General features: G+C 71.9%; 19 protein-coding genes. 8 read left to right on the forward strand and 11 right to left on the reverse strand.

The features are described from left to right. Positions 1 to 5: 5 nt before the first annotated feature. Positions 6 to 1,463 (forward strand): membrane-associated oxidoreductase, encoded by a 1,458-nt coding sequence (locus tag ACFY10_RS13745; RefSeq protein ID WP_390665274.1) that lies wholly within the window; start codon positions 6 to 8, stop codon positions 1,461 to 1,463. Here the strand turns inward: ACFY10_RS13745 and ACFY10_RS13750 are convergent. Beyond that, positions 1,450 to 3,246 (reverse strand): bifunctional sugar phosphate isomerase/epimerase/4-hydroxyphenylpyruvate dioxygenase family protein, encoded by a 1,797-nt coding sequence (locus ACFY10_RS13750; protein ID WP_390665275.1) that lies wholly within the window; start codon positions 3,244 to 3,246, stop codon positions 1,450 to 1,452. The genes ACFY10_RS13745 and ACFY10_RS13750 overlap by 14 nt on opposite strands. Before the next feature lie 88 nt (positions 3,247 to 3,334). Beyond that, positions 3,335 to 4,222, reverse strand: a complete 888-nt coding sequence (locus ACFY10_RS13755) for a shikimate dehydrogenase (protein ID WP_390665276.1) — start codon at positions 4,220 to 4,222, stop codon at positions 3,335 to 3,337. Between the two features lie 141 nt (positions 4,223 to 4,363). Between ACFY10_RS13755 and ACFY10_RS13760 the strand changes: the two genes are divergently transcribed. Both ACFY10_RS13760 and ACFY10_RS13765 read left to right on the forward strand, forming a co-directional pair. Beyond that, a complete protein-coding gene (locus ACFY10_RS13760) occupies positions 4,364 to 5,029 on the forward strand; it encodes a TetR/AcrR family transcriptional regulator (RefSeq protein ID WP_390665277.1) in 666 nt (221 codons plus the stop codon). Positions 5,030 to 5,252: 223 nt separating this feature from the next. After that, a complete protein-coding gene (locus tag ACFY10_RS13765) occupies positions 5,253 to 6,593 on the forward strand; it encodes an MFS transporter (RefSeq protein ID WP_390665278.1) in 1,341 nt (446 codons plus the stop codon). Between the two features lie 155 nt (positions 6,594 to 6,748). Here ACFY10_RS13765 and ACFY10_RS13770 read toward each other — a convergent pair whose 3' ends face one another. From ACFY10_RS13770 to wecB, 4 genes are read right to left on the reverse strand one after another with little or no spacing between them, the layout of a single operon-like run. After that, the gene (locus ACFY10_RS13770; RefSeq protein ID WP_390665279.1) at positions 6,749 to 8,953 is read right to left on the reverse strand and encodes a glycosyltransferase; all 2,205 of its coding nucleotides are present in this window, start codon (positions 8,951 to 8,953) and stop codon (positions 6,749 to 6,751) included. After that, complete coding sequence (locus tag ACFY10_RS13775) at positions 8,950 to 10,818, reverse strand: hypothetical protein (RefSeq protein ID WP_390665280.1); 1,869 nt, start codon at positions 10,816 to 10,818, stop codon at positions 8,950 to 8,952. The genes ACFY10_RS13770 and ACFY10_RS13775 overlap by 4 nt, the downstream gene beginning before the upstream one ends. After that, on the reverse strand, positions 10,818 to 11,456 hold the full coding sequence (locus tag ACFY10_RS13780; RefSeq protein ID WP_390665281.1) for a class I SAM-dependent methyltransferase: 639 nt from the start codon (positions 11,454 to 11,456) through the stop codon (positions 10,818 to 10,820). The genes ACFY10_RS13775 and ACFY10_RS13780 overlap by 1 nt, the downstream gene beginning before the upstream one ends. Further along, positions 11,449 to 12,537 carry a non-hydrolyzing UDP-N-acetylglucosamine 2-epimerase gene (wecB, locus tag ACFY10_RS13785; RefSeq protein ID WP_390665282.1) on the reverse strand — a complete coding sequence of 363 codons (1,089 nt, stop codon included), beginning with the start codon at positions 12,535 to 12,537 and terminating at the stop codon, positions 11,449 to 11,451. The genes ACFY10_RS13780 and wecB overlap by 8 nt, the downstream gene beginning before the upstream one ends. A gap of 62 nt (positions 12,538 to 12,599) precedes the next feature. On the opposite strand from wecB, the gene ACFY10_RS13790 reads away from it, so the two are divergent. The 3 genes from ACFY10_RS13790 to ACFY10_RS13800 are packed head-to-tail and all read left to right on the forward strand — an operon-like array spanning position 12,600 to position 16,689. Beyond that, on the forward strand, positions 12,600 to 14,051 hold the full coding sequence (locus tag ACFY10_RS13790; protein ID WP_390665283.1) for a glycosyltransferase family 4 protein: 1,452 nt from the start codon (positions 12,600 to 12,602) through the stop codon (positions 14,049 to 14,051). Positions 14,052 to 14,094: 43 nt separating this feature from the next. Next, positions 14,095 to 15,420: a nucleotide sugar dehydrogenase gene (locus ACFY10_RS13795; RefSeq protein WP_390665284.1), complete on the forward strand. Its 1,326-nt coding sequence runs from the start codon at positions 14,095 to 14,097 to the stop codon at positions 15,418 to 15,420. A gap of 54 nt (positions 15,421 to 15,474) precedes the next feature. Beyond that, positions 15,475 to 16,689, forward strand: coding sequence for a glycosyltransferase family 4 protein (locus ACFY10_RS13800; protein WP_390665285.1), 1,215 nt, complete (start codon positions 15,475 to 15,477; stop codon positions 16,687 to 16,689). On the opposite strand, the gene ACFY10_RS13805 is transcribed toward ACFY10_RS13800, so the two are convergent. From ACFY10_RS13805 to ACFY10_RS13825, 5 genes are all read right to left on the reverse strand, one after another. Continuing rightward, positions 16,586 to 16,927, reverse strand: coding sequence for a VOC family protein (locus tag ACFY10_RS13805; protein WP_390665286.1), 342 nt, complete (start codon positions 16,925 to 16,927; stop codon positions 16,586 to 16,588). The two genes, ACFY10_RS13800 and ACFY10_RS13805, sit on opposite strands and share 104 nt — an antisense overlap. 53 nt (positions 16,928 to 16,980) lie before the next feature. Then, positions 16,981 to 17,415 (reverse strand): VOC family protein, encoded by a 435-nt coding sequence (locus ACFY10_RS13810; protein WP_390665287.1) that lies wholly within the window; start codon positions 17,413 to 17,415, stop codon positions 16,981 to 16,983. Between the two features lie 51 nt (positions 17,416 to 17,466). Further along, the gene (locus ACFY10_RS13815) at positions 17,467 to 17,877 is read right to left on the reverse strand and encodes a VOC family protein (protein WP_390665288.1); all 411 of its coding nucleotides are present in this window, start codon (positions 17,875 to 17,877) and stop codon (positions 17,467 to 17,469) included. 606 nt (positions 17,878 to 18,483) lie between these two features. Then, positions 18,484 to 20,001 carry a lysyl oxidase family protein gene (locus tag ACFY10_RS13820; RefSeq protein WP_390665289.1) on the reverse strand — a complete coding sequence of 506 codons (1,518 nt, stop codon included), beginning with the start codon at positions 19,999 to 20,001 and terminating at the stop codon, positions 18,484 to 18,486. Between the two features lie 445 nt (positions 20,002 to 20,446). Further along, positions 20,447 to 20,884 carry a PPOX class F420-dependent oxidoreductase gene (locus tag ACFY10_RS13825; protein WP_390665290.1) on the reverse strand — a complete coding sequence of 146 codons (438 nt, stop codon included), beginning with the start codon at positions 20,882 to 20,884 and terminating at the stop codon, positions 20,447 to 20,449. Positions 20,885 to 20,959: 75 nt separating this feature from the next. On the opposite strand from ACFY10_RS13825, the gene ACFY10_RS13830 reads away from it, so the two are divergent. Together ACFY10_RS13830 and ACFY10_RS13835 are read left to right on the forward strand one after the other, a co-directional pair. Continuing rightward, positions 20,960 to 21,535 (forward strand): TetR/AcrR family transcriptional regulator, encoded by a 576-nt coding sequence (locus ACFY10_RS13830; RefSeq protein ID WP_390665291.1) that lies wholly within the window; start codon positions 20,960 to 20,962, stop codon positions 21,533 to 21,535. Beyond that, the gene (locus tag ACFY10_RS13835; protein ID WP_390665292.1) at positions 21,532 to 22,911 is read left to right on the forward strand and encodes an MFS transporter; all 1,380 of its coding nucleotides are present in this window, start codon (positions 21,532 to 21,534) and stop codon (positions 22,909 to 22,911) included. The genes ACFY10_RS13830 and ACFY10_RS13835 overlap by 4 nt, the downstream gene beginning before the upstream one ends. Positions 22,912 to 23,006: the final 95 nt, after the last annotated feature.

Raw genomic sequence — 23,006 nt, forward strand, 5'->3', positions numbered from 1 at the left:
GCAGTGTGGAGATCAACGATCTGACGCCGGCCGAGCAGCAGGTGTGGCGGGCGTTTTCGACGGGGGCGGCGGTCGACTTCCTGGAAGGGACCGCCGAGGATGTGGCGGAGGGCGCGAGCTGGGGGCCCGAACGGACGGTCCGGGCAGCCGTGTTGCGTGCCCTCCTGCTCAACGGGCCGCAGGAACCGGGCGAGATAGCCGCGGTCAAGCTGGCCGGGGCCCGGATCACCGGAGTGCTCGATGTGCGGTACGGCACGAGCGACTTCGCCATCCGGCTGAGCCACTGCCACTTCGACGAGGTACCGCTGCTGTACGGCGCCCGGTTCCGGCAGCTCAACCTGAGCGACTCGGTGCTGCCGGGGCTGACCGCCGCGACCGTGCGGGTGGAGGGCGTGCTGCGGCTGACGGGCTGCCGGATACGGGGGCCGGTGCGGCTCGGCGGGGCGCACATCGCGGGGGCCATCTTCATGGACCGGGCCGAGCTCTCGGCGCCCGACGAGACCGTGCTCGAACTCAACCACGTCACCATCGGCGACGACCTGTGGGCACCCGGACTGCGCACGGAGGGCGAGGTGCGCCTCAACGGGGCCGAGGTCGCCGGGTCGATCAGGCTGAACGACGCACGGCTCGAGCGTCCCGGCCGCGCCGTCCTCGATGCGGAAACCCTGACCGTGCAGGGCGATGTCCTGATGCGGAAGGTGCGCACGCGCGGATGGATCGGTCTGCGCGGCGCCCGCATCGGGGGCCGTCTCGAGCTGTCGCACGCACGGCTGTCGAACCCCGGGGACGCGGCGCTGCGGGCGAGCAGCTGCACCATCGGGGAACTGTGGCTGCGCAAGGGCCCGCCCATGGAAGGCGACCTGAATCTGCGCCGCGCCCAGATCGAGGTCCTCTTCCTGGAACCGCAGAAGCTGCCCACCCAGGTGTTCCTCAGCGACCTCGTCTACACCTCGCTCACCCCGCACGTGCCCGCCGAGCACCGTCTGCCGATGCTGGAACGGGACGGTGACGGCTATGTCCCGCACGCCTACGAGCAGTTGGCCACCTCCTACCGCCGGGTCGGCGACGACCACGCCGCCCGCATGGTCCAGCTCGCCAAGCAGCGCCGCCTGCGCTCCACCCGCGCCTGGTACGGCCGCCTGTGGGGCTACGTCCAGGACGCCACCGTCGGCTACGGCTTCCGCCCGCTGCGCGCGGCCGTCTGGCTGCTGTCGCTCCTCGCGATCGGCTCGATCGCCTACGCCCTGCACCACCCGCACGCGCTCAAGGCGTCGGAGGCCCCGCGCTTCAACCCGGTCTTCTACACCCTCGACCTGCTGCTCCCGGTGATCTCCTTCGGCCAGGAGGAGGCGTTCGCGCCGGACGGCTGGTACCAGTACCTCGCCTACGCCCTGATCATCACCGGCTGGATCCTGGCCACCACGGTCGTCACCGGCGTGACCAGAACCGTCAGCCGCCAGTGAGCCGCCGCACGGCGTGCTGCGCCGCCAGGCGCACGGGCGCGTTCTGGGCGCCGTACCCCCTGTACTCCCCATCACGCTGGACGAGTTCGAAGAAGACGCGGCCGACCGTCCGGGTGTAGCAGTGCCGGAACTCCCCGTACGCATCCCGGTCGTAGAGGATCCCGAGCCCGCGATACGTCTCCAACTCCCCCTCGGCGAACTCGAACCGGGCGGCCAGATCGTCGTAGTAGTTCGCGGGCATCGGCAGCAGCAGCCCGCCCGCCTCGCGGAAACGGCGCGCGGCGGCCACCACGTCGTCCGTCGCCAGCGCGATGTGCTGGGCGTGGACCGTGTCGTCGGCGGGCGCCGCGCCGACGGACAGGGCGATACGGACGCTGCCGTCGGCATCGGTGACGGCACGGCTGCGCAACAGGCCGTACGGGTCGGCGACGTCCACGCTCTCCTGGGCGGACAGGCCGAGGACGCTGCGGTGGAAGAGGGTGGCCTCGTCGAAGTGGTGCCAGGGCTGGACGAGGGCGAGATGGTCGATGCGCGTTACGCCTGCACCGGTCGCGGCGTCCGGGACGTCCTCGAAGTCGGCGCGCCAGCTGGGGAGTTGGGGACGGTCCGTCGCGCAGAAGAACAACTCCGTGCCGTCGGGGGCAGCGACGGCGTCCAGCGGGGCGTCCTCGGCCGCACGACGGCGCGGCAGTACGGGCGCCAGCAGCGCCTCGGCGCGACGCGCGGCGCCCACCGGGTCCGGGGACTCCAGACCGATCGCGGCCAGCCCGGTGCCGTCACGTCGAGCGGCCGGCCCGGTGTTGACGAGCACTCGGGCCTCCCCCGCCTGCCACAGATCGACCGGCTTGCTGCGGTGCCGGGCGGTGCGGGCGAAGCCCAGGGCCCCCAGCACCTCGCTGACCGGCTCCGCGTCGGGAGTGACCAGCTCGGCAAAGGCGACACCCGTCGGAACGACCGGGGCAGGCAGATCGGCCAGCCCCACCGCCTCCTTCAGGACCAGAAGGGACCGGTGCGCGTCCACGGCCGTCGGCCCGGCCTCGGCCTGCCGGAAGACGTCGTTGAAGACCTCCAGGGAGAGCGGCCCGGCATACCCCGCGCGCAGCACGTGCCGCACGAGCCCGGCGACGTCGAAGCCGCCCTGCCCCGGGAAGCAGCGATAGTGCCGGCTCCACTGCAGGACATCCATCGCAAGCAGCGGAGCGTCCGCGAGCTGCAGAAAGAAGATCTTCTCGCCGGGGATGTCCTCGATGCCCTTGGGGTCGGACCCCCGGGAGAGAATGTGAAAGCTGTCGAGACAGGTGCCGAGCGCGGGGTGGTCCGCGGTCTCGACAACCTGCCAGGCATGGTCGTACGTACTGACATGCCGCCCCCAGGCGAGCGCCTCGTAGGCGACCCGGATTCCGAAGTCCTGTGCCAGCTCGGCGAGTTGGCTCAGCTGCTCGGCTGCGAGGGCGTCGTCGTCGATCGCGAGCGGGGAGACGCTGGAACAGACGAGCACGGTGTCCACGCCCAGCCGCTGCATAAGCTCGAACTTGTGCCGGGCGCGGCGCAGGTTGCGCACGAACTCATCCTCGGGCACGGCCTCGACGTCCCGCATCGGCTGATACAGGTCGATGGTGAGCCCGAGGTCGGCACAGCGGGCCCGGATCTCCTCGGGGGCAAGGGGACTGGCGAGCAGATCGTTCTCAAAGATCTCAACACCGTCGAACCCGGCCCGCGAGGCAGCCGTCAGCTTCTCGGTCAGAGACCCACTCAGAGAAACGGTGGCAATGGACGTAAGCATGAACCTGCTCCTTCAAACTGCCGGCACTGCGGCGCCCCGATAGGGGCGCGGGGAACTGCGCGAGCAACCACAAAACAACCCGCAGCGTTCAGACCGCCTTGCCCACCGAGCTCTCGACACCACCGGCCATCTCCGCAATGTCCGCCAACATCCGCCCACTGTCGGGCTCCCGCCCGGTGAACAACCGAAACGCATCCGCAGCCTGGAAAACGGCCATCCCACCCCCGTCCAATACGGCGCAGCCAACCGCCTGGGCGGCACGCAGCAACTCCGTCTCCAACGGCCGATAGACAACCTCGGCAACCCACAGCCCAGGGTGCAAAAGCTCCGCAGGGAACGGCAGCCCCGGATGCGCGGCCATCCCGGTCGGCGTGGCGTGCACGATGCCGTCGGCGGCGGTGAGCAACTGCGCCAGCCGATCGGGGGTGGCCGCGGCCGCCCGCCCTGGGCCGAAGTGGCGATTGAGGGAGGCAGCAAGATCCGCCGCCCGATCGGCCAACGCATCGACGACGGTGACCCGCTCCGCCCCGAGGGTGAGCGTCGCATGCGCGACCGCCGCCCCCGCCCCGCCGGCGCCGAGCTGCACCACCCGCTCCAGCGAAGCATCCGGCAGCCCGCGCGCGAACGACGCGGCGAACCCGGTGACGTCCGTGTTGTGCCCAATGGAACGACCGCCGTCGAACACGACGGTGTTCACCGCACCGAGCGCCTCGGCCTGCGGGGCGAGCGCGTCCAGGTGCTCGATGACGAGCTGCTTGCACGGGTGCGTGATGTTCAGCCCGTCGAAGCCGAGGTCGCGGGCGGCCCGCACCAGGTCGCCGACCGCCTCCGGCGGCACGCCGAGGGTGTCGATGTCGATGAGCCGGTACACATAGCGCAGGCCCTGCCGGTCCGCCTCCCGCTCGTGCAGCGCCGGGCTGAGCGACGGGCCGATGCCGGAACCGATCAGTCCGACGAGATACGAGTCCTTGGCCACGGGGCCTCCTGAGCCGAGCGCTAATGTACGAACTAGTACGTTAGCTATATCAGCCCGGCGGTTCCCTGGGAAGACCGCGGCGGCGCCACCGGGCCCGCCTTCTAGAATCTGCGGCACTGGCCGCACTCCCGAAGGAACCCGATGACCAGCGTCGACGAACCGGCACGACCGAACGGGCGGATCCGCGACGCCGCCCGCACCCAGGCCGAGATCCTCGACGTGGCGACACAGGAGTTCGCGCGGGCCGGTTACGACGGCGCCCGGGTCGACGAGATCGCCGCCCGCACCCGCACCACGAAGCGGATGATCTACTACTACTTCGGCGGCAAGGAGCAGCTGTTCACGGCCGTCCTGGAGCGGGCGTACGGCGTGATCCGCGAGGCCGAGCAGAAGCTGGACGTCGAGCATCTGGACCCGGTCGCGGCCATCCGGCGCCTGGCCGAGCTGACCTTCGACCACCACGAGCAGCACCCGGACTTCATCCGCCTGGTCAGCATCGAGAACATCCACGGGGCCGAGCACATCGCCGCCTCCGAGAAGCTGGGCAGGATCGGCTCCCCCGCGCTCGACGTGATCCGCCGCATCCTGGCCGCCGGGCAGGAGTCGGGGCTGTTCACGGCCGACGTCGACGCGGTCGACCTGCACGCGATGATCAGCTCCTTCTGCTTCTTCCGGGTCGCCAACCGGCACACGTTCGGCGCCCTGTTCGGCCGCGACCTGGTGGACCCCGCCCAGCGCGAGCACTACCGCACGATGCTGGGCGACATGGTGATCGCGTACCTGACGGCGGACCGCGCGGCGGACTGACCGCAGCACCGGACTCGCCCCCTGGCGCGGCAAGATCCTTCGGCAGCACCCCTTGACACCCGGGAAACGTGGGCGCAACATCCGTAGCCAACCACTACTAACTATCCAGTGGGTTAATTAGCCGGATAGCAACCGGCACGGCCGTCCCGTCACCCCAGGGATCCGGCACTTCTCCCCCGCCGCTCACTCCGCCTATGTTGGAGTTCCCTCGAAGGAGCAAGCCGTGTCCCTCCCCGCCGAAGCCGTCGGGCAGCCGAAAAAGGCGGCAACCGCCGCCTGGATCGGCAGCGCCCTGGAGTACTACGACTTCTTCATCTACGGCAGCGCGGCCGCGCTGATCTTCCCGAAGGTCTTCTTCGACCAGTCCGACCCGGCCACCGCGACCCTGCTGTCACTGGCCACGTTCGGTGTCGCGTACGCGGCCCGCCCGGTCGGTGCGCTCTTCCTCGGCCACTTCGGCGACCGTGTCGGCCGTAAGAAGATCATGGTCTTCACGCTGATCCTGATGGGCCTGTCGACGTTCCTCATCGGCTGTCTGCCCACCCGCGCCCAGGTCGGCGGCCTCGCTCCGGTCCTGCTGGTCGCCTGCCGCGTCCTGCAGGGCATCTCGGCGGCGGGCGAGCAGGCCAGCGCGAACTCGATGACGCTGGAACACGCGCCACCGAACAGGCGCGGCTTCTTCACCAGCTTCACCCTCAGCGGCACACAGGGCGGCCAGCTCATCGCCACCCTGGTCTTCCTGGCCGTCGCCCAGCTTCCCGACGACCAGCTGATGTCCTGGGGCTGGCGGGTCCCGTTCTGGGCGAGCGTCGCGGTCGCCGTCGCCGGCTACGTCATCCGCCGCAAGCTCCAGGAGACGCCGGCCTTCGCGAAGCAGGCGGCCACCGAGGGCGTCGTGAAGCTGCCGCTGGTGGTGCTGCTGCGCGAGCACTGGGTGGACGTGCTGCGGGTGATCGGCGGCGCGCTCATCGCCTCCGTCTCCACGATCTTCACGGTCTGGGCCCTCGCCTACGCCACCAGCGACTCGGTCGGCATGTCCCGCTCCTCCATGCTGTGGGTGGGCGCGCTCGCCAACCTCGTGGCCCTCGCCGCGATCCCCCTGTGGGCCACCCTCTCGGACCGCATCGGCCGGCGCCCGGTGTTCCTGATCGGCGCGGCGGGCAGCGCGATCGCCATGTTCGGCTACCTGTGGGCGATCTCGACGGGCAACTACCCGCTGACCCTGATCCTGGGCATCGTCGCCTTCGGCATCGTCTACAGCGCCGCGAACGGCGTCTGGCCCTCCTTCTACGGCGAGATGTTCTCCACCCGCGTCCGCCTGTCCGGCATGGCGATCGGCACCCAGATCGGCTTCGCCGTGGCCGGCTTCGCGGTCACGTTCGCCGCGCAGATCGCGGGCCCGGACGGCAACGACTGGTCCGCGGTCGCCTTCTTCACCGCGGCCCTCTGCGTCCCGCCGGTGATCGCCGCCTTCTCCGCCCGCGAGACGGCCAAGGTCCCGACGGAGCACCTGGGTGAGCGGGCCGCCCAGGGGGCGTCACAGCCGGAGACGGTCACCGCCTGACGGCACCCCACGAACACCCCTGGGCACCGGATGCCATACAGGCTCCGGCGCCCGGGGGTTCCGGCAGCGCCCTGAAGGGGCGCGGGGAACTGCGCGACAAGCCACGATGATGCCGCAGACGAAAGACGGCACATCACGGCCCGGCGGCGAAGTCCTCACCCCCCGGCAAGCAGCGCCGTCCACGCCTCGGCCACACGCCACAACGCAAACCCCTCGCGAACCTGTTCGCGCCCCATCGCACCGGCCGCCCGCCAGCGGTCGGCACCCTCGGCCTCGTCCCCCACCAGCGAGGCGATGCTCTGCGCCATGGCCTCCGGGCTGTCGTGGATCCACCGCCGGTCGTAGATCTCGTCGGCGCCGGGCCACGGCAGCAGTGCGGGTACGGCGGCGGAGGCCATCCCCTCGGCCGGGGCGAGGTGGAAGCTCTCGTCGTCGCTGGTGGACAGGACGTGGCCGATGCGGCGGAGCCAGCTCGCGACGTCCGGACCGAAGTCGTCGAAGACGACCGCCCCTTCGAGCAGCGGGGAGGTCTGCATGCGGCGCAGGATCGTGTCGTAGTGCGCACGCTCCTCGGGCTTGTTCCAGATCCACCAGTACTCCCACGGCGGCTTCGACTTGACCGACAGCTGCCAACGGCGGTCGTGGGCGCGGAGTTTCTCCAGGACGTCCAGGCCGAGGTCGAGGCGTTTGCGCCTGGGGGCGATACCGATCATGCCGAGGCGGAAGCGGGCGCCGGGTGCCTTGGGGCGGTCGAGCTGGTCGGTGTCGACCCAGTTGGGGATCACGGTGACCTTCGACTCCGGCCAGCCGGTGTGGTCCAGAGTCAGCCGCCGGTAGTACGGGCTGACGCACACCACCCGGTCGACCGCGCCGATGTCGACCTGCCGCGGCCACTCCGCCTCCAGCTCGAAACGGTGCAGCCGTACGAGCAGTCGACTGCCCTTCCTCTTGTGGCGGCTGTACCAGACCGCGGCCGGCCCGCACCACTCCACGACCACCACATCGGCCCAGTCGGCGAGTTCCCGGCTCGCGGTCTCGTCGTGCGAGGCGATCGCGGGCCAGTTGTCGACGCGTACGTCGAGGCCGGGCAGCGCGCGGAAGTGGTCGAGGAGCCGGGTGAGGAACTTCAGGTCGTGGCCCGCCACGCCGACCCGAAGGGGGCGCGAGCGGGAGGTCAGGGAGGGCGGCTCGGACGGGAAGGCGCGGTCGAGGTGAGTGCGCCAGCGTGCCGCCGCGGCCTCCAGGGTGTGGCGGCCGGCCGCCTCCCGGCAGCGGCCGGCGGCCAGGCGCCGCGCCTGCGGTTCCCGTACGGCACGGGCGACGGCCTCGGCCGCGTCGGCGAGGGTGGCGCGTCCGGGGACGTAGAGGGGATAGTCGGCGCCGAGCAGTGCCTCGTGCGCGGGGGTGCGGTTGAGGACGACGGGCAGGCCCACCGCGCCGAACTCCAGGATCTTGGTGGACAGTTCGAGGCTGGCGTCGAGCACGGGGTCCCGCCAGCCGAGGCCGAGGTCGCAGTCGGCGGCGATGCGCATGGCCTGTTCGCGGGTCTGTCCGCCGTGGTGGCGGACGCCGGGTGTGCCGCCGTGCAGGGCCTCGGTCATGGCGGACCGGAAGTCCGGGTGGGCGGGGTCGTCGTGGATCTTGTCGCCGACGGTGTGGAGTTCGGCCCGGATGCCCTGCCCGGCCAGCAGCTCCGGCAGCCGGGTCATGGGCAGGGTGTTCCAGCGGGGCGCGAACTTGCCGGTGTAGACGAGCCGTACGGGGTCGTGGATCCCCTCGCGCTCCGGCGGCGCGAAGCCGGGTTCGGGCACGGCCGGCGGACTGAGCGCGCAGCGCCCGCAGGCCTCCGGCACCCATGTCTCCAGAAAGCTCCGCAACTCCTCCGTCTGACAAAGGAGTTGGCAGGACGCGGCGGCGATACGGGACAGCTCTGCCCGCTCCTGTTCGGTCATCTCGGCGGCGGACTGCGGGATGTCGGTGAGGTAGGCCCAGATCCGCCCGTCGAAGGCGCCTTCGGCGACGACCCGGCCGGTCAGCGCCCGCCCCCGCAGCACCAGCAGGTCGCAGGGCTCGTCCTGGTCCAGCCGTGCCAGCAACTGCGAGGCCTGCGCGGGCGACAGCGGACGCGCCCCCTGCCCGCCCACCAGCCGCTCCTCGTACGGCCGCACCACCGTGACCCCGGGCTGCTCCGCCAGCGGATCGGTCAACCGCCCCGTCCGCACGGGTGACTTGAGGACCAGCCGGGTCTCGCACCCCGCCAGCGACAGCGCCTGCACCGTCGACTGCGCCCACACGGCCGAGCCGTCGATGAGGTTCATGTCGACGTCGCCGTAGACGAGGGCCTTGAGCGTGCGCGTCATGACGATTCCTTCCCGGGTACGGCGAACAGCCGGTGGCCCCTGCCGGACCAGGACTCCGGTGGCAGCCCGGAGAGGAACAGCGGCAGTCGGACGAGGAGCGGGTGCAGGGCGGGTACGAAGGTGTAGGGCTCGTCGGCGGGCGTGTGGCCCAACGCGTCGGCGCCGGAGTGTTCCTGAGCGCACATCAGGTCCAGCAGCAGCGTGTCCGGGCGGTCGGCGGAGAGGTCCGTCCAGTCGGCGACCCAGGGTGCGGCGGGCGGTCCCTCGCGGACCGTCACCCCGGAGGCGAGCAGTTCGTCGAAGGGCAGTGCGGGATCGGGCACGATCACCTCGGCCGGCCGATGGAGCTGGCCGAGCACCTGCGCGGTCAGCACTGCCACGTCGGCCGCGTCACGCGGGTCGGCCAGCACGGCGACCCGCCGCCCGGCCAGCGGGTCCGGGGCGCCGGCCAGCCGGGCGAGCTCCGCAAGGCGGACGCGGGTGCTGTCCCGGAAAAACGCCTCCCTGAGCCGCTCCGCGCCGTCCGCGGCGGGGTCGAGCCGGGAGAGCCGTACACCGGTATCGGCGTCGAGGACGGCGTCCCAGGCGAACTGTGCGAGGCCGGGGGCGCAGGCAACGGGGGCGTCCTGCCACAGGATCGTCGTGCGGTCCAACGCCTGTGCCTGGCCGAGGAGTTCGGCCAGCCGTCGGTCGAGGTCGGGGGCCAGGCCCGTGCCCGTGAGTGCCCAGGGGCGGACGCCGTCCCCGTCCCCCGCGCAGGCACTGAGCTGCACCACCACGGCGTCCGGGTCCGTGCGCTCGACGAGCAGCCGCCCGTCGTGCGGCAGCAGCCGGTTGACGACCGCGTCGGCCGCGAGGTCCTCGGCGGTGCGGTCGGTGAACACTCCGGCGAGGACGAGACGGTCGCGGGGTGTGGACACGAGCGCGCGGTGCGCGAGGAGGGCGCGGCCGGCCACGACCGCGGCATCGTCGGTCTCGGGCGTCCGCACCGACCCGCCGGTACCCCGGGTGTCGGCCGAGGACGCCGGCCGGCCGGCACCGGCAGTCCGCGCACCGCCCCTCCGCCTGCCCTTCCACACCTCGTACAGCTCCCCCGGCAACCGCACCGCCTCCCGCCCCGGCGACCGCGCCGCCGAGACCAGCGCCCGTCCTACCCGGAGCGAGGTCGACCCCTCCAGCATCGCCACCCGCGCCTCCAGCACGCCGACCCGTTCGCGGGCGGCACGCAGAGCGGACGCCAGCCGCTCCTTGTCCCGTACGGCGGCGGCCAGTTGATCGAAGGCGGAGTCGTCGCGGGCGGCGTCCAGGGCGCGGACGGCCTCCTCGGCCTCGCGTTCCGCATCCAGCGCACGGGCCCGTACGGCCCGGGAGACGAGGTCGGCGAACACGTACTCGTCGGCGAGGCGCAATGCCGTGGCGAGCCCGCCGGTCGGCACGGACCGCCCGAACCAGTCGTGCAGCGGCAGGAGTTCCTCCGTGCAGGCGAAGACGGCGCCCGCGTGCAGATGCGCGTAGTCGAGGGCGGCGGCGCGCAGGACCTGGCAGCTGCGGGTGACCAGGTGGTCGAGGAGCCGGTGGTAGGGCAGATCGGCCGGACGGTGGCCGAAGAGGAGCAGGCCCCGGCCGCCGGGCCGCATCCGCTCCAGGACGGAGCGGCAGTGCTGCTCGTCGCCGTGCAGGTCGGGGTCGGGGCCGTAGGAGAGGAGCACCAACTCACCCTCGCCCACGGGTTGTTCGCCTTCCCGCAGCTCCACTCCCGGTGGCAGGTCCAGATAGGGAGCCAGGCGCAGGCCGCGGCCCGCGGTCGCGTCCACGACGGTGGTGACGCCGTCCAGATGGGGGCGGAGCAGATCGGTCAGGCGCATCAGCGGGTCCTTGTGAAGACGTGGAAGCCGACCAGGTTTTCGCGGAAGCCGTAGGGCTGGAAGCGGGTGTGGGTCAGGCCGAGGTGCTCGATTTCCTTGCGGTAGGCGGCAGTTGGGCGGTGCAGTATGTAGTCGCCGCGTGCCGTGCGCTCGGACGTGTCCTCGTCGGTGAGGATCAGCCGTCCGCTCACGCGCACCAGCGAGGCCAGGTTGTGCAGGGCGGCCGCCCACTCGGTGTCGTCGAGGACGTGGAAGAGGACGTCCACGCACAGGACGATGTCGTACGGCCACGGGCTGCGGAAGTCGGTGAGCCCGGTGACGCTGTAGCGCGGGCCGCCGCCCTCGGCGCGGGCCTGCGTGATCGCCTCGGGGCTGGCGTCGAAGGCGTCGACGCGGTGGCCGCAGCGGGTGAGGCCACGCGCGAAGTGCCCTTTGCCGCAGCCCGCGTCGAGCACGAAGAGAGGGGCCTCGGGGCTCGACAGGTCGCCGATGAGGGTGAGCAGGGCGCCGAGGCGCTGCGCGTAGAAGATCTCGTTGCCGGGGCGGTCGAGGCCGATGTGGCCGCCGGAGGCGAGGTCGTCGCGTTCGCGGTGACGGGTGTCCCAGTACTGGTGGGAGCGGGTGCGGTGGTCAGTCATGGTTCTCCAGCCAGCGGGTGAGCACCCGGGCGATACGGTGGCCGGACTTTCCGTCCCACAGGGGCGGACCCTCGGCGGGTGCGGGCGCGGAGCCGTTCAGCACCTTGTGCAGCGCGGGCGCCAACTCGGCGGCTGTGACCAGGCGGTTGGTGCCGTGGCTGACGGTCACCGGGCGCTCGGTGGTGGTGCGCAGGGTCAGGCACGGGACGCCGAGCACGGTGGTCTCCTCCTGGACGCCGCCCGAGTCGGTGATGACGGCGGCGGCGCCGCGGACCAGGCTCATGAACTCAACGTAACCCAGCGGTTCGAGCAGATGGATGCCGGGTGCATGCACAAGACCGGCGGCGCGCAGTGCCGCCCCTCCACGCGGGTGGAGCGGTACGGCGAGGTCGAGGTGGGCGGCGGCCTCGGCCAGCGCGCGGGCCGCGGCGCGGGCCGCGTCGGGGTCGTCGACGTTGGCGGGGCGGTGCAGCGTGACGACGCCGTAGCGCGCGGGCAGGCCGCAGGCGGTGCGGGCGGCGGCCGCATCGAGGCGGTCCAGGTGGGTGAGCAGGGTGTCGATCATCGGGTTGCCGACGAAGTGGACGCGGCCGGGGTCGACGCCTTCGCGGGCGAGGTGGCCGACGGCCTCCGGGCTGGTGGCGAAGAGCAGCTCGGCCAGCTGGTCGACCAGGCGCCGGTTGACCTCCTCCGGCATCGACATGTCGAAGCTGCGCAGACCCGCCTCCACATGGGCCACCGGGATGCCGAGCTTGGCGGCGGCGAGGGCGGCGGCCAGCGTGGAGTTCACATCGCCGTAGACGACGGTCAACGCCGGGGCCCGCGCGGCGAGTTCGGCTTCCAGGGCCACCAGTAGGTCGGCGGTCTGGCGGGCGTGGCTGCCGGAGCCGACGCCCAGGTCGGTGTCCGGTTCGGGCAGGCCGAGCTGGCGGAAGAAGACGTCCGACATCCGCTCGTCGTAGTGCTGGCCGGTATGGACGAGGACCTGCTCGCAGCCGGCCCTGCCGAGTGCGGCGACGACCGGGGCGGCCTTGACGAAGTTCGGGCGGGTGCCGACGACGTGCAGGACACGGCCGTTCATACGGGACCTCCTCCGTCGTGTCGGCCCCCCGGATGTTCATCGAGCCGCCCTACGGTGACCGCGTGCCCCGACGTCTCCCCCGCGCTCTCCTCCTGGCCGCGTCCGTGGCCTGGGGCGAGCTGCGTCACGGCCCGGCTCGGGCCGCGCTGCTCGGCGTACGGCTGCTGCCCGGCCGTGTCCGCCGGCGGATGCGGCCGGTCGAGCGGCGGCTCGGTGCGCGGGCCCGTACAGCAGGGCCCACCGCGAACCCTTCCACGGCCCGGGTGCCCGCGCCCGCCGGACGGGCGGTCCGGCCCGTGCCGGGGCGGGTACTGCATCTGGTCACCAACGGGCTGCCGTTCAAGCACGCCGGCTACACGGTGCGCACGCAGAAACTGGCCGAGGCGCAGCGGGCGGCGGGCCTCGATCCGCATGTCGTGACGCGCGTCGGGTTCCCGGTGGCGCAGGGCGTGCTGGACGCCCGGCCGCTGCAGCTGGTGGGCGGGGTGCCGCAGCACCGGCTGCTGCCGCGCACGCTGCCGTACGGGCAGGGCGCGGTGCTGGCGCGCAACGCCGAGCTGGCCGGGCGGCTGGTGGAGCGGCTGCGGCCCGCCGTGCTGCACGCGGCGACCGACCACGGCAACGGTCGGGTGGCGCTCGCCCTGCGCGAGGCCTACGGGCTGCCCGTGGTCTACGAGGTGCGGGGCTTTCTGGAGGAGACCTGGCTGACCCAGGCCCCGGGACGCAGCCGGCAGGATCCCGTGTACCGCATGCGGCGCGAGCTGGAGACGTACTGCATGCGCGAGGCCGACCTGGTGCTGACGCTGGGTGCGGCGATGAAGGCGGAGATCGTGGCGCGCGGGGTGCCCGAGGAGCGGGTGCTGATCTCGCCGAACGCCGTGGACGAGGCGTTTCTGGCCCCGCTGCCGGACGGGGCGCCGGTGCGGGCCCGGCTCGGCATCGCGCCGGACGACCTCGTCGTGGGCACCGTCAGCAGTCTCACCCCGCACGAGGGCATCGGCACATTGCTCCATGCGGGTGCCGAGCTGCGGCGCCGGGGTGTTCCGCTGCGGCTGCTGATCGTCGGCGAGGGCCCGGAGCGCGCCGCGCTGCAGCGGCTGGCCGTCCGGCTGGGCCTGGGCGACGGCGTCGTCCTGTTCACCGGCCGGGTGCCGCACGCCCAAGTGCGGGAATTCCACGCCGTGTTGGATGTGTTCGCGGTGCCGCGCACCGACGAGCGCGTCTGCCATCTGGTGACCCCTCTCAAACCGGTCGAGGCGATGGCGAGCGGTCTTGCCGTGGCCAGTAGTGATCTCACCGCAATGAGAGAACTGATCGAACCGGAAGTGAACGGGCGGCTAATTCTCCCCGAATCGTCCCTTCCCTGGGCAGATGCGCTCGAAGATCTGCTTTACAGTCAAAAGCGGCGGACCCAGTGGGGAGCGTCTGCCCGCGCGCTGGTCGCACGTGAACGCACCTGGAAGCGGGTCGCCGCCACGACCCGTGAGGCGTATCGCGCACTGGGATGCGCCTAGACCCCATTCCATCGAGTCCTGCCTTGAGACTGGGTGAATCCCTATGCAGGTCGAACAGGCCGTATCGCTCGGGGAAGCAAGCGAACAGCTCGGGGAATCAGCACCGGCCGGCCACGTCGAACTGGCGGTGATCGGCCTCGGTTACGTAGGACTGCCACTCGCGCGGGAGGCGTCGTCGGTCGGCCTGCGCGTCGTGGGTCTCGACCAGGACGCACATGTCGTCACGGCACTCAACTCCGGCCGCTCGCACGTGGACGACGTCTCGGACGAGGACGTCCGCAGAATGCGGGAGGCCGGTTTCACCGCGCACACGGACAACGCCTGTCTGGCCCGTGCGCAGACCGTCGTCATCTGCGTGCCGACCCCGCTGAGCGGGGACGGCGGGCCCGATCTGAGCGCCGTGACCGCCGCGGCGAGGTCGGTGGCGGGCAGGCTGCGGCCCGGACAGCTCGTCGTCCTGGAGTCGACGACGTATCCGGGCACCACCGAGGAGGTCGTACGCCCGCTGCTGGAGGAGTCGGGGCTGCGGGCCGGCGCGGACTTCGCGCTCGCCTTCTCACCGGAGCGCATCGACCCGGGCAACACCACGCACTCCCTGCGTGAGGTGCCCAAGGTGGTCGGCGGATGCACCCCGTCCTGCGCGGTGCGGGCGGTCGCCTTCTACGGCAAGTTCATCGACACCGTGGTCCAGGCGAAGGGCACCCGCGAGGCCGAGATGGCCAAGCTGCTGGAGAACACCTACCGGCATGTGAACATCGCCCTGGTCAACGAACTCGCCATCATCAGCCGCGAGTTGCACATCGACGTCTGGGACGCGATCCGCTGCGCGGGCACCAAGCCGTTCGGCTTCCAGGCGTTCAGGCCGAGCGCCGGCGTGGGCGGTCACTGCATCCCCATCGACCCCAACTACCTGTTGTACAAGGTGCGTTCGTCGCTCGGGTACGACTTCCGGTTCGTCGAGCTGGCCCAGGAGATCAACCGGCGCATGCCCGAGTACGTCGTGCGCCGCGCCCAGGACCTCCTCAACAGTGCCGGCCGGCCGCTGCACGGCTCCCGGGTGCTGCTGCTCGGCGTCACCTACAAGCCGGACGTCGCCGACCAGCGGGAGAGCCCGGCGGTGCCCGTGGCGCGACTGCTGAGGGAGCGGGAGGCCGAGGTGTCCTTCCACGACCCGCACGTCCCGCGGTGGTCCGTCACCGGCACGGACATCCCCCGCGTCGACGACCTCATGGCGGCCGTCCGCGGCCACGACCTGACCATCCTGCTCCAGGACCACTCCGCCTACGACCTGCCCGCCCTCGCCGACCAGGCCCGCCTGCTGTTCGACACCCGAGGGCGCATCTTCCGCCCGGACGTCGAGGTCCTCTGACCTTCCGGCAAACGCCAAAACCCTTTCCCTTGCGCGGAGTTGAAAGGTGCTCTGATGCGGATACTTGTCGTCACCGTCGTGCACCACCCCGAGGACGCACGCATCCTGCACCGGCAGATCGCCGCCCTGCGGGAGCGCGGACATCGGATCGTGTACGCCGCACCGTTCGCGGCCCGAGGCGTGGCGCCGCGCGCCGATGTCGAGGGCGTCGACCTCCCCCGGGCCGCCGGCCGGGACCGCCGCGCGGCGCTGCGGGCGGCCCGCACGCTGCTCGCCGAGCGCGGCCCGGAGGCGGACGTCGTCCTGCTGCACGACCCCGAGCTGCTGCTGGCCCTGCCCGGCACGCTGCGCCGCTGGCGGCAGGCCGGGACATCCCCGGTGACCGTCTGGGACGTGCACGAGGACACGGCGGCGGCGCTCACCATGAAGCGCTGGGTGCCGCGGGCGCTGCGGCCGCCGCTGCGGCTCGGCGTGCGCGCCGCCGAAGGGCTGGCGGAGCGGCATCTGCGGCTGCTGCTCGCCGAGGACGCCTACCAGGCCCGCTTCCGCCGCACCCACCCGGTCGTCCCGAACTTCGCGACCGCACCGTCCGCCCCGCCCGAGCCGCCGGGCACCGAACGGGTCGTCTATCTGGGCCACTTGTCGAGGGCGCGCGGCGCGCTGGACCTGATCGAGACGGCGGCCCTGCTCGGCCCCGCCCTGCTGGTCGAGGTGATCGGGGCGGTGGACCCGGACGTGCGGGACGCACTCGCCGCCGCCGACCGGGACGGCGTCCTGCGCTGGCACGGCTTCCTGCCCAACGACCGCGCGCTCGCCCTGCTCCCCGGCGCCCTGGCCGGCCTGTCCCTCCTGCACGACCAGCCCAACTACCGCCACTCGCGCCCGACCAAGGTCGTCGAGTACATGGCCTACGGCGTCCCCGTCGTCACCACGCCCACTCCGCTGGCCGCCGAACTCGTCCAGCGCCACGGCTGCGGCCTCGTCGTGCCGTACGAGGATCCGCCGGCCGCGGCACAGGCCGTACGAGGCCTGTGCGCGGACCCCGGACTCCGGCTCCGCGCGTCGCAACGCGGCCGCGAGGCCGCACTCGCCCGTCTCAACTGGCAGCACAGCGCGGCGGACTTCGCGGACCTGCTGGAGGCCTGGGCCGGGCAGGCCTCCGGTCCTACGCTCGCGGGTGACGCGGCTCGTAGAGGCCGACCTCGCCGCCGCCCGGCAGCCGAAAGCCCGTCAACCGGCCCCAGCGTGCCTCCTGCAGGGGCCGCGTGAACTCCACCCCCTTCTCGGTCAGTTCGGCGGTCGTCGCGTCGATGTCGTCGCACATCAGCATCAGTTCGTGCGACGGCTCGCCGTCGGACGGATGGAAGGCGACCTCGGCGGGCGGCGCCTTGAAGATCAGCCAGCCGTGTCCGGCATCGACGTGCGCCCAGCCGAGAACGTCCCGGAAGAAGGCACGGTCCGCCTCGGCGTCGCGGGTGTAGATCACCACATGTGCACCATTGATCACCCGCGGAGGCTAGGTCCCCGACCCGGGGCACGGCAAGGGCGGCACGCGGTCCGTCAGGCGGAGGCCGCGGCCACGCAGAACTCGTTGCCCTCCGGGTCGGCCATCAGGATGTGGTGTCCGTCGAACTCCTCCAGGACGCTTCCGCCCGCCTTCACCAGGCGGTCGGACTCGGCCCGGATGCGGGCCCACCGCTCGTCCGGGCCGCCGCCTCCCGGCACCCGGACGTCGATGTGGAGGCGGTTCTTCGCCGTCTTGGGCTCGGGGACCTTCAGGATGGACAGCCGGGGGCCGACGCCGTCGGGATCGCAGAGCCAGGCGCCGTCGTCCGCCGGGTCGTCGTCCGGCAGGTCGAACTGCGCGAGCCACTCCTCGCGCGTGGCGAAGGGAGCCGGCGGCGGCTCGTCGACGTAGCCGAGCGCCGTCTTCCAGAACTCGGCGAGAAGCCGCGCGTCCGCGCAGTCAAACGTGAGATCGAAGGTGGCTGCCATACGAGGACCGTACTGCGCACCACTGACAGCGGGGCCGCGCCTGGAGTCTGATCAGGCGTTCGACCAACCCCGCTCGCACAGCACCAGCCGGTAGCCGTCCGGATCCTCGATCGTGACGCCCCACTGGTTCCAGTAGGGATTGGGCGACTGCACCCGCTTGCCGCCGTGCTCCTCCAGCCGGGCCACCAGGTCGTCCGGCACCGGCCCGTCGACGTAGACGACGAGGAGGTCCTCCTCGGTGGGCCGGGGCTCGACGGGCCGGGCGGGTTCGTGGACGAGCTCCAGATGCCAGGCGGCGTCCGGCCGGCCGAGCATGAGGAGGTCGTGCTCGCCGGGTTCGGAGCCGCCCTCGGCCCGCCACACCACACTCAGCCCGAACCCCTCGGCCCAGAACCGCTCGGCGGCCGCGAGGTCCCGGGACGGGCGGGCGATACGGATGTGGCTGCGGCCGTCGACCGGCATCGTGAACCTCTTCCTGAGCTCCGGGATTCGTCTTCGCAGCCTAAGCAGTCCGTGATCGGCGGACCATCGGTCGCCCGCCCTGCATCCTGGGACCTAGGTCTCCACGAGGCGATCTCCCGCCATGAGCGGCTCGCGCCCTGCATCTTGCCGCCCGGCACGTGGTGCAACGTCAACCGCGGTACGACGACCGAGGGTTCCACGACCCTCAAGGCGCACGCCACCCCGCTCACCGTCACGCCCGCTTTCGTGAACCTCCGGGCCGAAGGCGCTGTTGAGGCATTGCGCGCACTGCGGTAATCATGAGGGACCTCCGCGCGCTCCGGCCGGATTCAGGGGCGGCCGGGGTGCGCGGACCGGGGAAGATCCGCACACCCGCCGCTGCACCGCAACCGTGTTCACGCTCCCGCCCGGCCGAAGTGCCCGTGGGAGACCCGCGGTACGGCGTTGCCGCCGATGAAGTCCGTCGAGGCTCTGCTGGGCGACGTCCGCGAGCGAAGCGGGCTGACGGGCGACGCCGAAACCGGGGTTCTCCGCGCATACGGGCGTCTGCTGCCTGGCGTCCTGCCGGGCAGCGGGCGGAGGCGCGTGCCCCCGCCCGCCGGGTGGTCAGGGAGCGTCGATGACGCCGTACTTCGGCACGGTCACCGTGCGGGCCCCCGGCGTGCCGCCGAGGACGACCTTGCGGTACGTGACGTTGTTGGCCGTGCTCTGTTCCTTGAGCCGGTTGTCGGGGTTGGCGATGACCTGGATGTAGTAGGTGCCGTTCGGCAGGTCCGAGACGTCGAACGACTGACCCGGACGGTACTGGCTGTAGGTGTCGCCGTTGCCGACGTCCAGTACCTCGCGCACCGAGACGGCGGTTTCCTCACCGCAGGCGGTGGCGAGGTCGGTGTTGTACGGGTGCCAGTTGGCGTTCTTCACCGTGTAGTCGATGGCGTCGGTGTTGGCCAGGCAGAACGCCTCCTTGCCGCTGCGGACGATCTCCCTCTTGTCCGCGCCGAGCAGCCGGTAACTGGCGAAGTCGCTGAAGTGCCAGTGCTGGTGGCCCTCCCGCGGGTCCCACTCCATGGTGCCCGTGGGCGTGTACCCGACCTGCTTGCCCTTGGCGTCGTAGAAGTACTGGTACGCGTCCATCTTCTCCGCGCCGGGCTTGCGGAACCCGTCCACGACCAGCGGCGAGGGGCCACCGTTCCAGACGGTGGCGCTGAAGGCGAGGTAGTCCTTGCCCGGGACGGCACCCGCTCCGCCCTCGCCCCCGTCGGTGATCGCGATGCCGTACGCAGGGAGGGCACGCAGGTCGGGCTTGGGCACATCGGCGGGGACGGCCGCCCTGCCGACCGGGCGGTTCGCCGCCGGCTTCGGGCTCTTCGACGCGTTCTTCTGCCCGTGCTTGACGCCGGCCAGGCCCTGGCCCCCGCCGGAGTTCTGGCGGACCGTCACCTTGACGGTCTGGGTCTTGTCCGGCATTCCGAACAGGTCGCGGTACTTCTTCGCCACCGACACCTTCGCGGTGTAGACACCGGCGGGCAGGTCGATCGTGTTGTCCCCGCGGAAGCCCTGGGACGTGGCGGCCGCCCAGCCCTTCTCGACACCCCACACCCCGCCGAGCGCGAACGGGTTGTCGGAGCAGCCGGCGGGGTACTTCGAGGTGGCCGGGGCGTCCGGCCGGATCCGGCCCGCCCGGCTGTTCGGGCAGAACGACTGCGTGGTGTCGGCCACCTTGGCGCCCGACGCGTCGCTGATGCTGACCTTGAGGAAGTCCGGCAGGCCCGAGAAGTCCTTCACCAGACCCTTCGGCAGGGTCTTGGTCACCGTCCGGCCGCCGGAGCGGATGACCTGCGACGCGACGACGGCGTCGTTGTAGGACTTGCGCGTCACCCGCAGCTCGAGCGGCCCCCCGTCGACGGTGATGTAGGTGCCGAGATCCAGGTAGACCCCCGGCTCGCCCTCGTAACGGTCGACGGTCACCGCGGGGGATGCGGCGATCAGTTGGAGCTTCGGCGTACCCGCCGGCGTCGCCGCTCCCGCGCCGGGCGCGGCGAGGGTTCCGGCGGCGCCGACGGTGAGGGCGGCAGCGGCGATGATCGCCGAACGCCGTAAGACGGTGGGGTGGTGTCTGTTCATGGGTGCTCTTTCTGCGTCTGGTCGGGACGAGTCGTGCACGCTTTGCAGGCACGGAAGGAGGTTCTTGTGTGCCATCTGTGAAAACGGTGAGAATTCGAAGCAGGTTGCCTGGCAACCGAAAGTCGCCCTGATGTCGGCCCACGGCTCCGGCGGAGACCACCACTGCGTCCCTCACCGCACACCCCTCCGCGCAGCCGCGTCTACCGGCACCTGACCGCCACCGTCGGCGTCAACGACTACTCCGAGGACTACGACAAAGGCACGACGGTGCAGTCCAGCGTGTACGCGGACACCGACAACAACGGAGCCCCCCAGGACAACGAACAGATCTCATGACGGTGCACCCGGCCCGGCGTCGCTGACCCACGGGTCCCCGGCCCGCCTCGGAGTCGCGGGCCGGCCCATGGCACTCCGGTCGGCTACGGCGGCGATGACATGGCGGCCGTCACCCCCGGTTGACCCCCTTGGGGATCCCGTACGCCCGCTCCACCTTGAGCCGCACCACCAGCCGACGGTCGCGGACCATCGCCGCCCGGTATTCGTCCCAGTCAGGATGCTCACCCAGGACGCCACGGTAGAGACGGATCAGCTCCTCGACTGTCTCGTCGTGCGGGTCCTTGGCGACCGGCGTGAGCTCGGCAGTGCCCTCGACGACCGTGTAGGCCCGGCGGTCGGGGGTGGACACGTGGTACGACGCCCTCGGGTCCCGGCGCAGGTTGCGGGTCTTCGCCCGGTCGTCGGTGACGGAGATCCGGACGATGCCCTCGTCGGGGTCGTAGTGGTGGCTGACGTTGGACAGCTGGGGCCGGCCGTCGCGCTTGAGGGTGACCAGCACGCCGCTGCGGTCGTCGGAGAGCAGCTCGAGCAGTGTGTCGTGAGTCATACCCGGTCAACTCGTCCGACCGACCTCCGCATTCCCTCGTAGACACTGTCTACTGGCGGGTGGTAGACAGTGTCTATGTCTGAATCGGATACGGGGCTGCGGAACCGCCTGGTCGACGTCGGAGTGGATCTGGTCGCCCGGGAAGGCGCGCAGGCGCTGACCCTGCGGGAGATCGCGCGCCGGGCGGGCGTCTCGCACGGGGCGCCCCGCCGCTACTTCCCCACCCACCTGGAGCTGCTGTCCGCCATCGCCCGCCGCGGCTTCGCCGAGCTGGCCGAGCGGGCGACGGCGGCGACCGGAGACGGCACGGCGCCCCCGCGCGAGCAGCTGACGGCGCTGGGGCGGGTCTACCTGGAGTTCGCCGTCGAGAGCCGCGGCATGTACGAGTTGATGTTCCGTCACGACCTGCTGGAGAGCGGCCACTTGGGCCTGCGCGACACCAGCCTGCCGCTGTTCGGGCGCCTGGTGGAGCTGGTCGGACGGGCCCGGCCCGGCGCGGACGCCCGGGTCGTCGCGGGCGCGCTGTGGGCGAACCTGCACGGCATCGCCCAGCTGTGGGCCTGGGGCAGCCTCCAACTCGCCACGGGCGCCGACGACTTCGTACCCCTGCTGCGGTCGGCCCTCGACGCGCATCTCGGGGACGGCGCATGAGCCCGCACCGCGCGTTGACATGCGCAAGCAGCGTGGTCGGGGCGGTGATCGTCGCCCTGGACGGCACGGTCCTCACCGTCGCGCAGCCCACCCTGCAGCGGGATCTGGGCGCGTCCTTCGCGCAGGTCCAGTGGACCAGCACCGGCTATCTCATCGCGGTGGCGGGCCTGTTGGTCTTCTCGGGGCGGCTCGGCGACCGGTACGGGCATCAACGGGTCTTCGGCATAGGGATGCTGGGCTTCGGGGCGACGTCGGCGGGCATCGGTCTGGCGCCCGGTGTGGGCTGGGTGATCGGTCTGCGGGTCCTGCAAGGCGTGTTCGGGGCGCTGCTGCAGCCTGCCACGCTGGGGATGCTGCGGGCCGCCTTCCCGCCCGACCGGCTGCGGATGCCGATCGCCGTGCGGACCAGTGCGATCGCAGTGGCGGCCGCGGCGGGGCCCGTGCTGGGCGGGGCGCTGGTGGCCGGGCCGGGCTGGCGGGCGGTGTTCTTCCTCAACGTCGTACCGGCACTCGCCTTCGGCCTGCTCGCGCTCACGCTGCACGGCCCGCGCCCCCAGGGTCTGCGTCAAGCGGCCCGCCCGGACGTGACCGGCGCGCTCCTGCTCGCGGTGACCCTGACCTGTCTGGTCCACACCCTCGTCACGCTGCCGGACGGCGGATGGACCACGGCGAGCGCGCTCGGCCTGGCGTCCGCCGTCGTCGCTGGTGCCGCCTTCGTACGGCATGAACGGCGGACCCCGAGCCCGCTGGTGCCGCCGGACATCGTGGGCTCGGCGGCCGTCGGCTGCGCGCTCGGCATTCTCGTCGCCGCGTCGGCCGCCCTGAACGGCACGCTGTTCATCGCGACCTTCCTGCTCCAGGACACGCTCGGTCTCGACCCGTTGCACATGGCCCTGCTCAGCCTGCCGCTCGCGGCACTGATGATCGTCGCCGCACCGGGGTGCGCGCTGCTGCTGCGCCGGGCCGGGGCCCGCCGTACGACCGTGGCGGCGATGGCCGTCCTGGCCGCCGGGGTCCTGGTGCTGGGCCGGGCCTCGGGCACGGTCGGGTTCTGCACCGCCTTCGCGCTGCTGGGGGCCGGATTCGGCACGGTGATGGTGGCGGCCACCCATGTCGTCGTACGACAGGCCGCCGTCGGGTCGGCCGGGGTGGCGGGCGGGCTGCAGCAGACCGCGATGAACGTCGGCCCGGCGCTGGGCGTGGCCGCCGCGACGACGCTCATGGGGCTGGGCCACGGGCACGGGCTGCCGCTGTTCGTCCTCGCCGCGGTGGCGATGGCCGGGGCGGCGGCGGGCCGCGCACTGCCGAAACGTTCCGCCGCAACGATCAATCATGGTCAACCGGGGGACCTCGTCCGCGTTCCTGAGCGACGATGAGGTCTGAGGCCGGTGCGGCGGGGTATGCCGGATTGCACCTCGACCAGGCAGGTCAGGGAACTGCGCGACCAGCCACAAAGGTGCCGCGGACGACC

The organism is Streptomyces sp. NPDC001401 (genome assembly GCF_042895385.1).
Classification (GTDB): Bacteria; Actinomycetota; Actinomycetes; order Streptomycetales; family Streptomycetaceae; genus Streptomyces.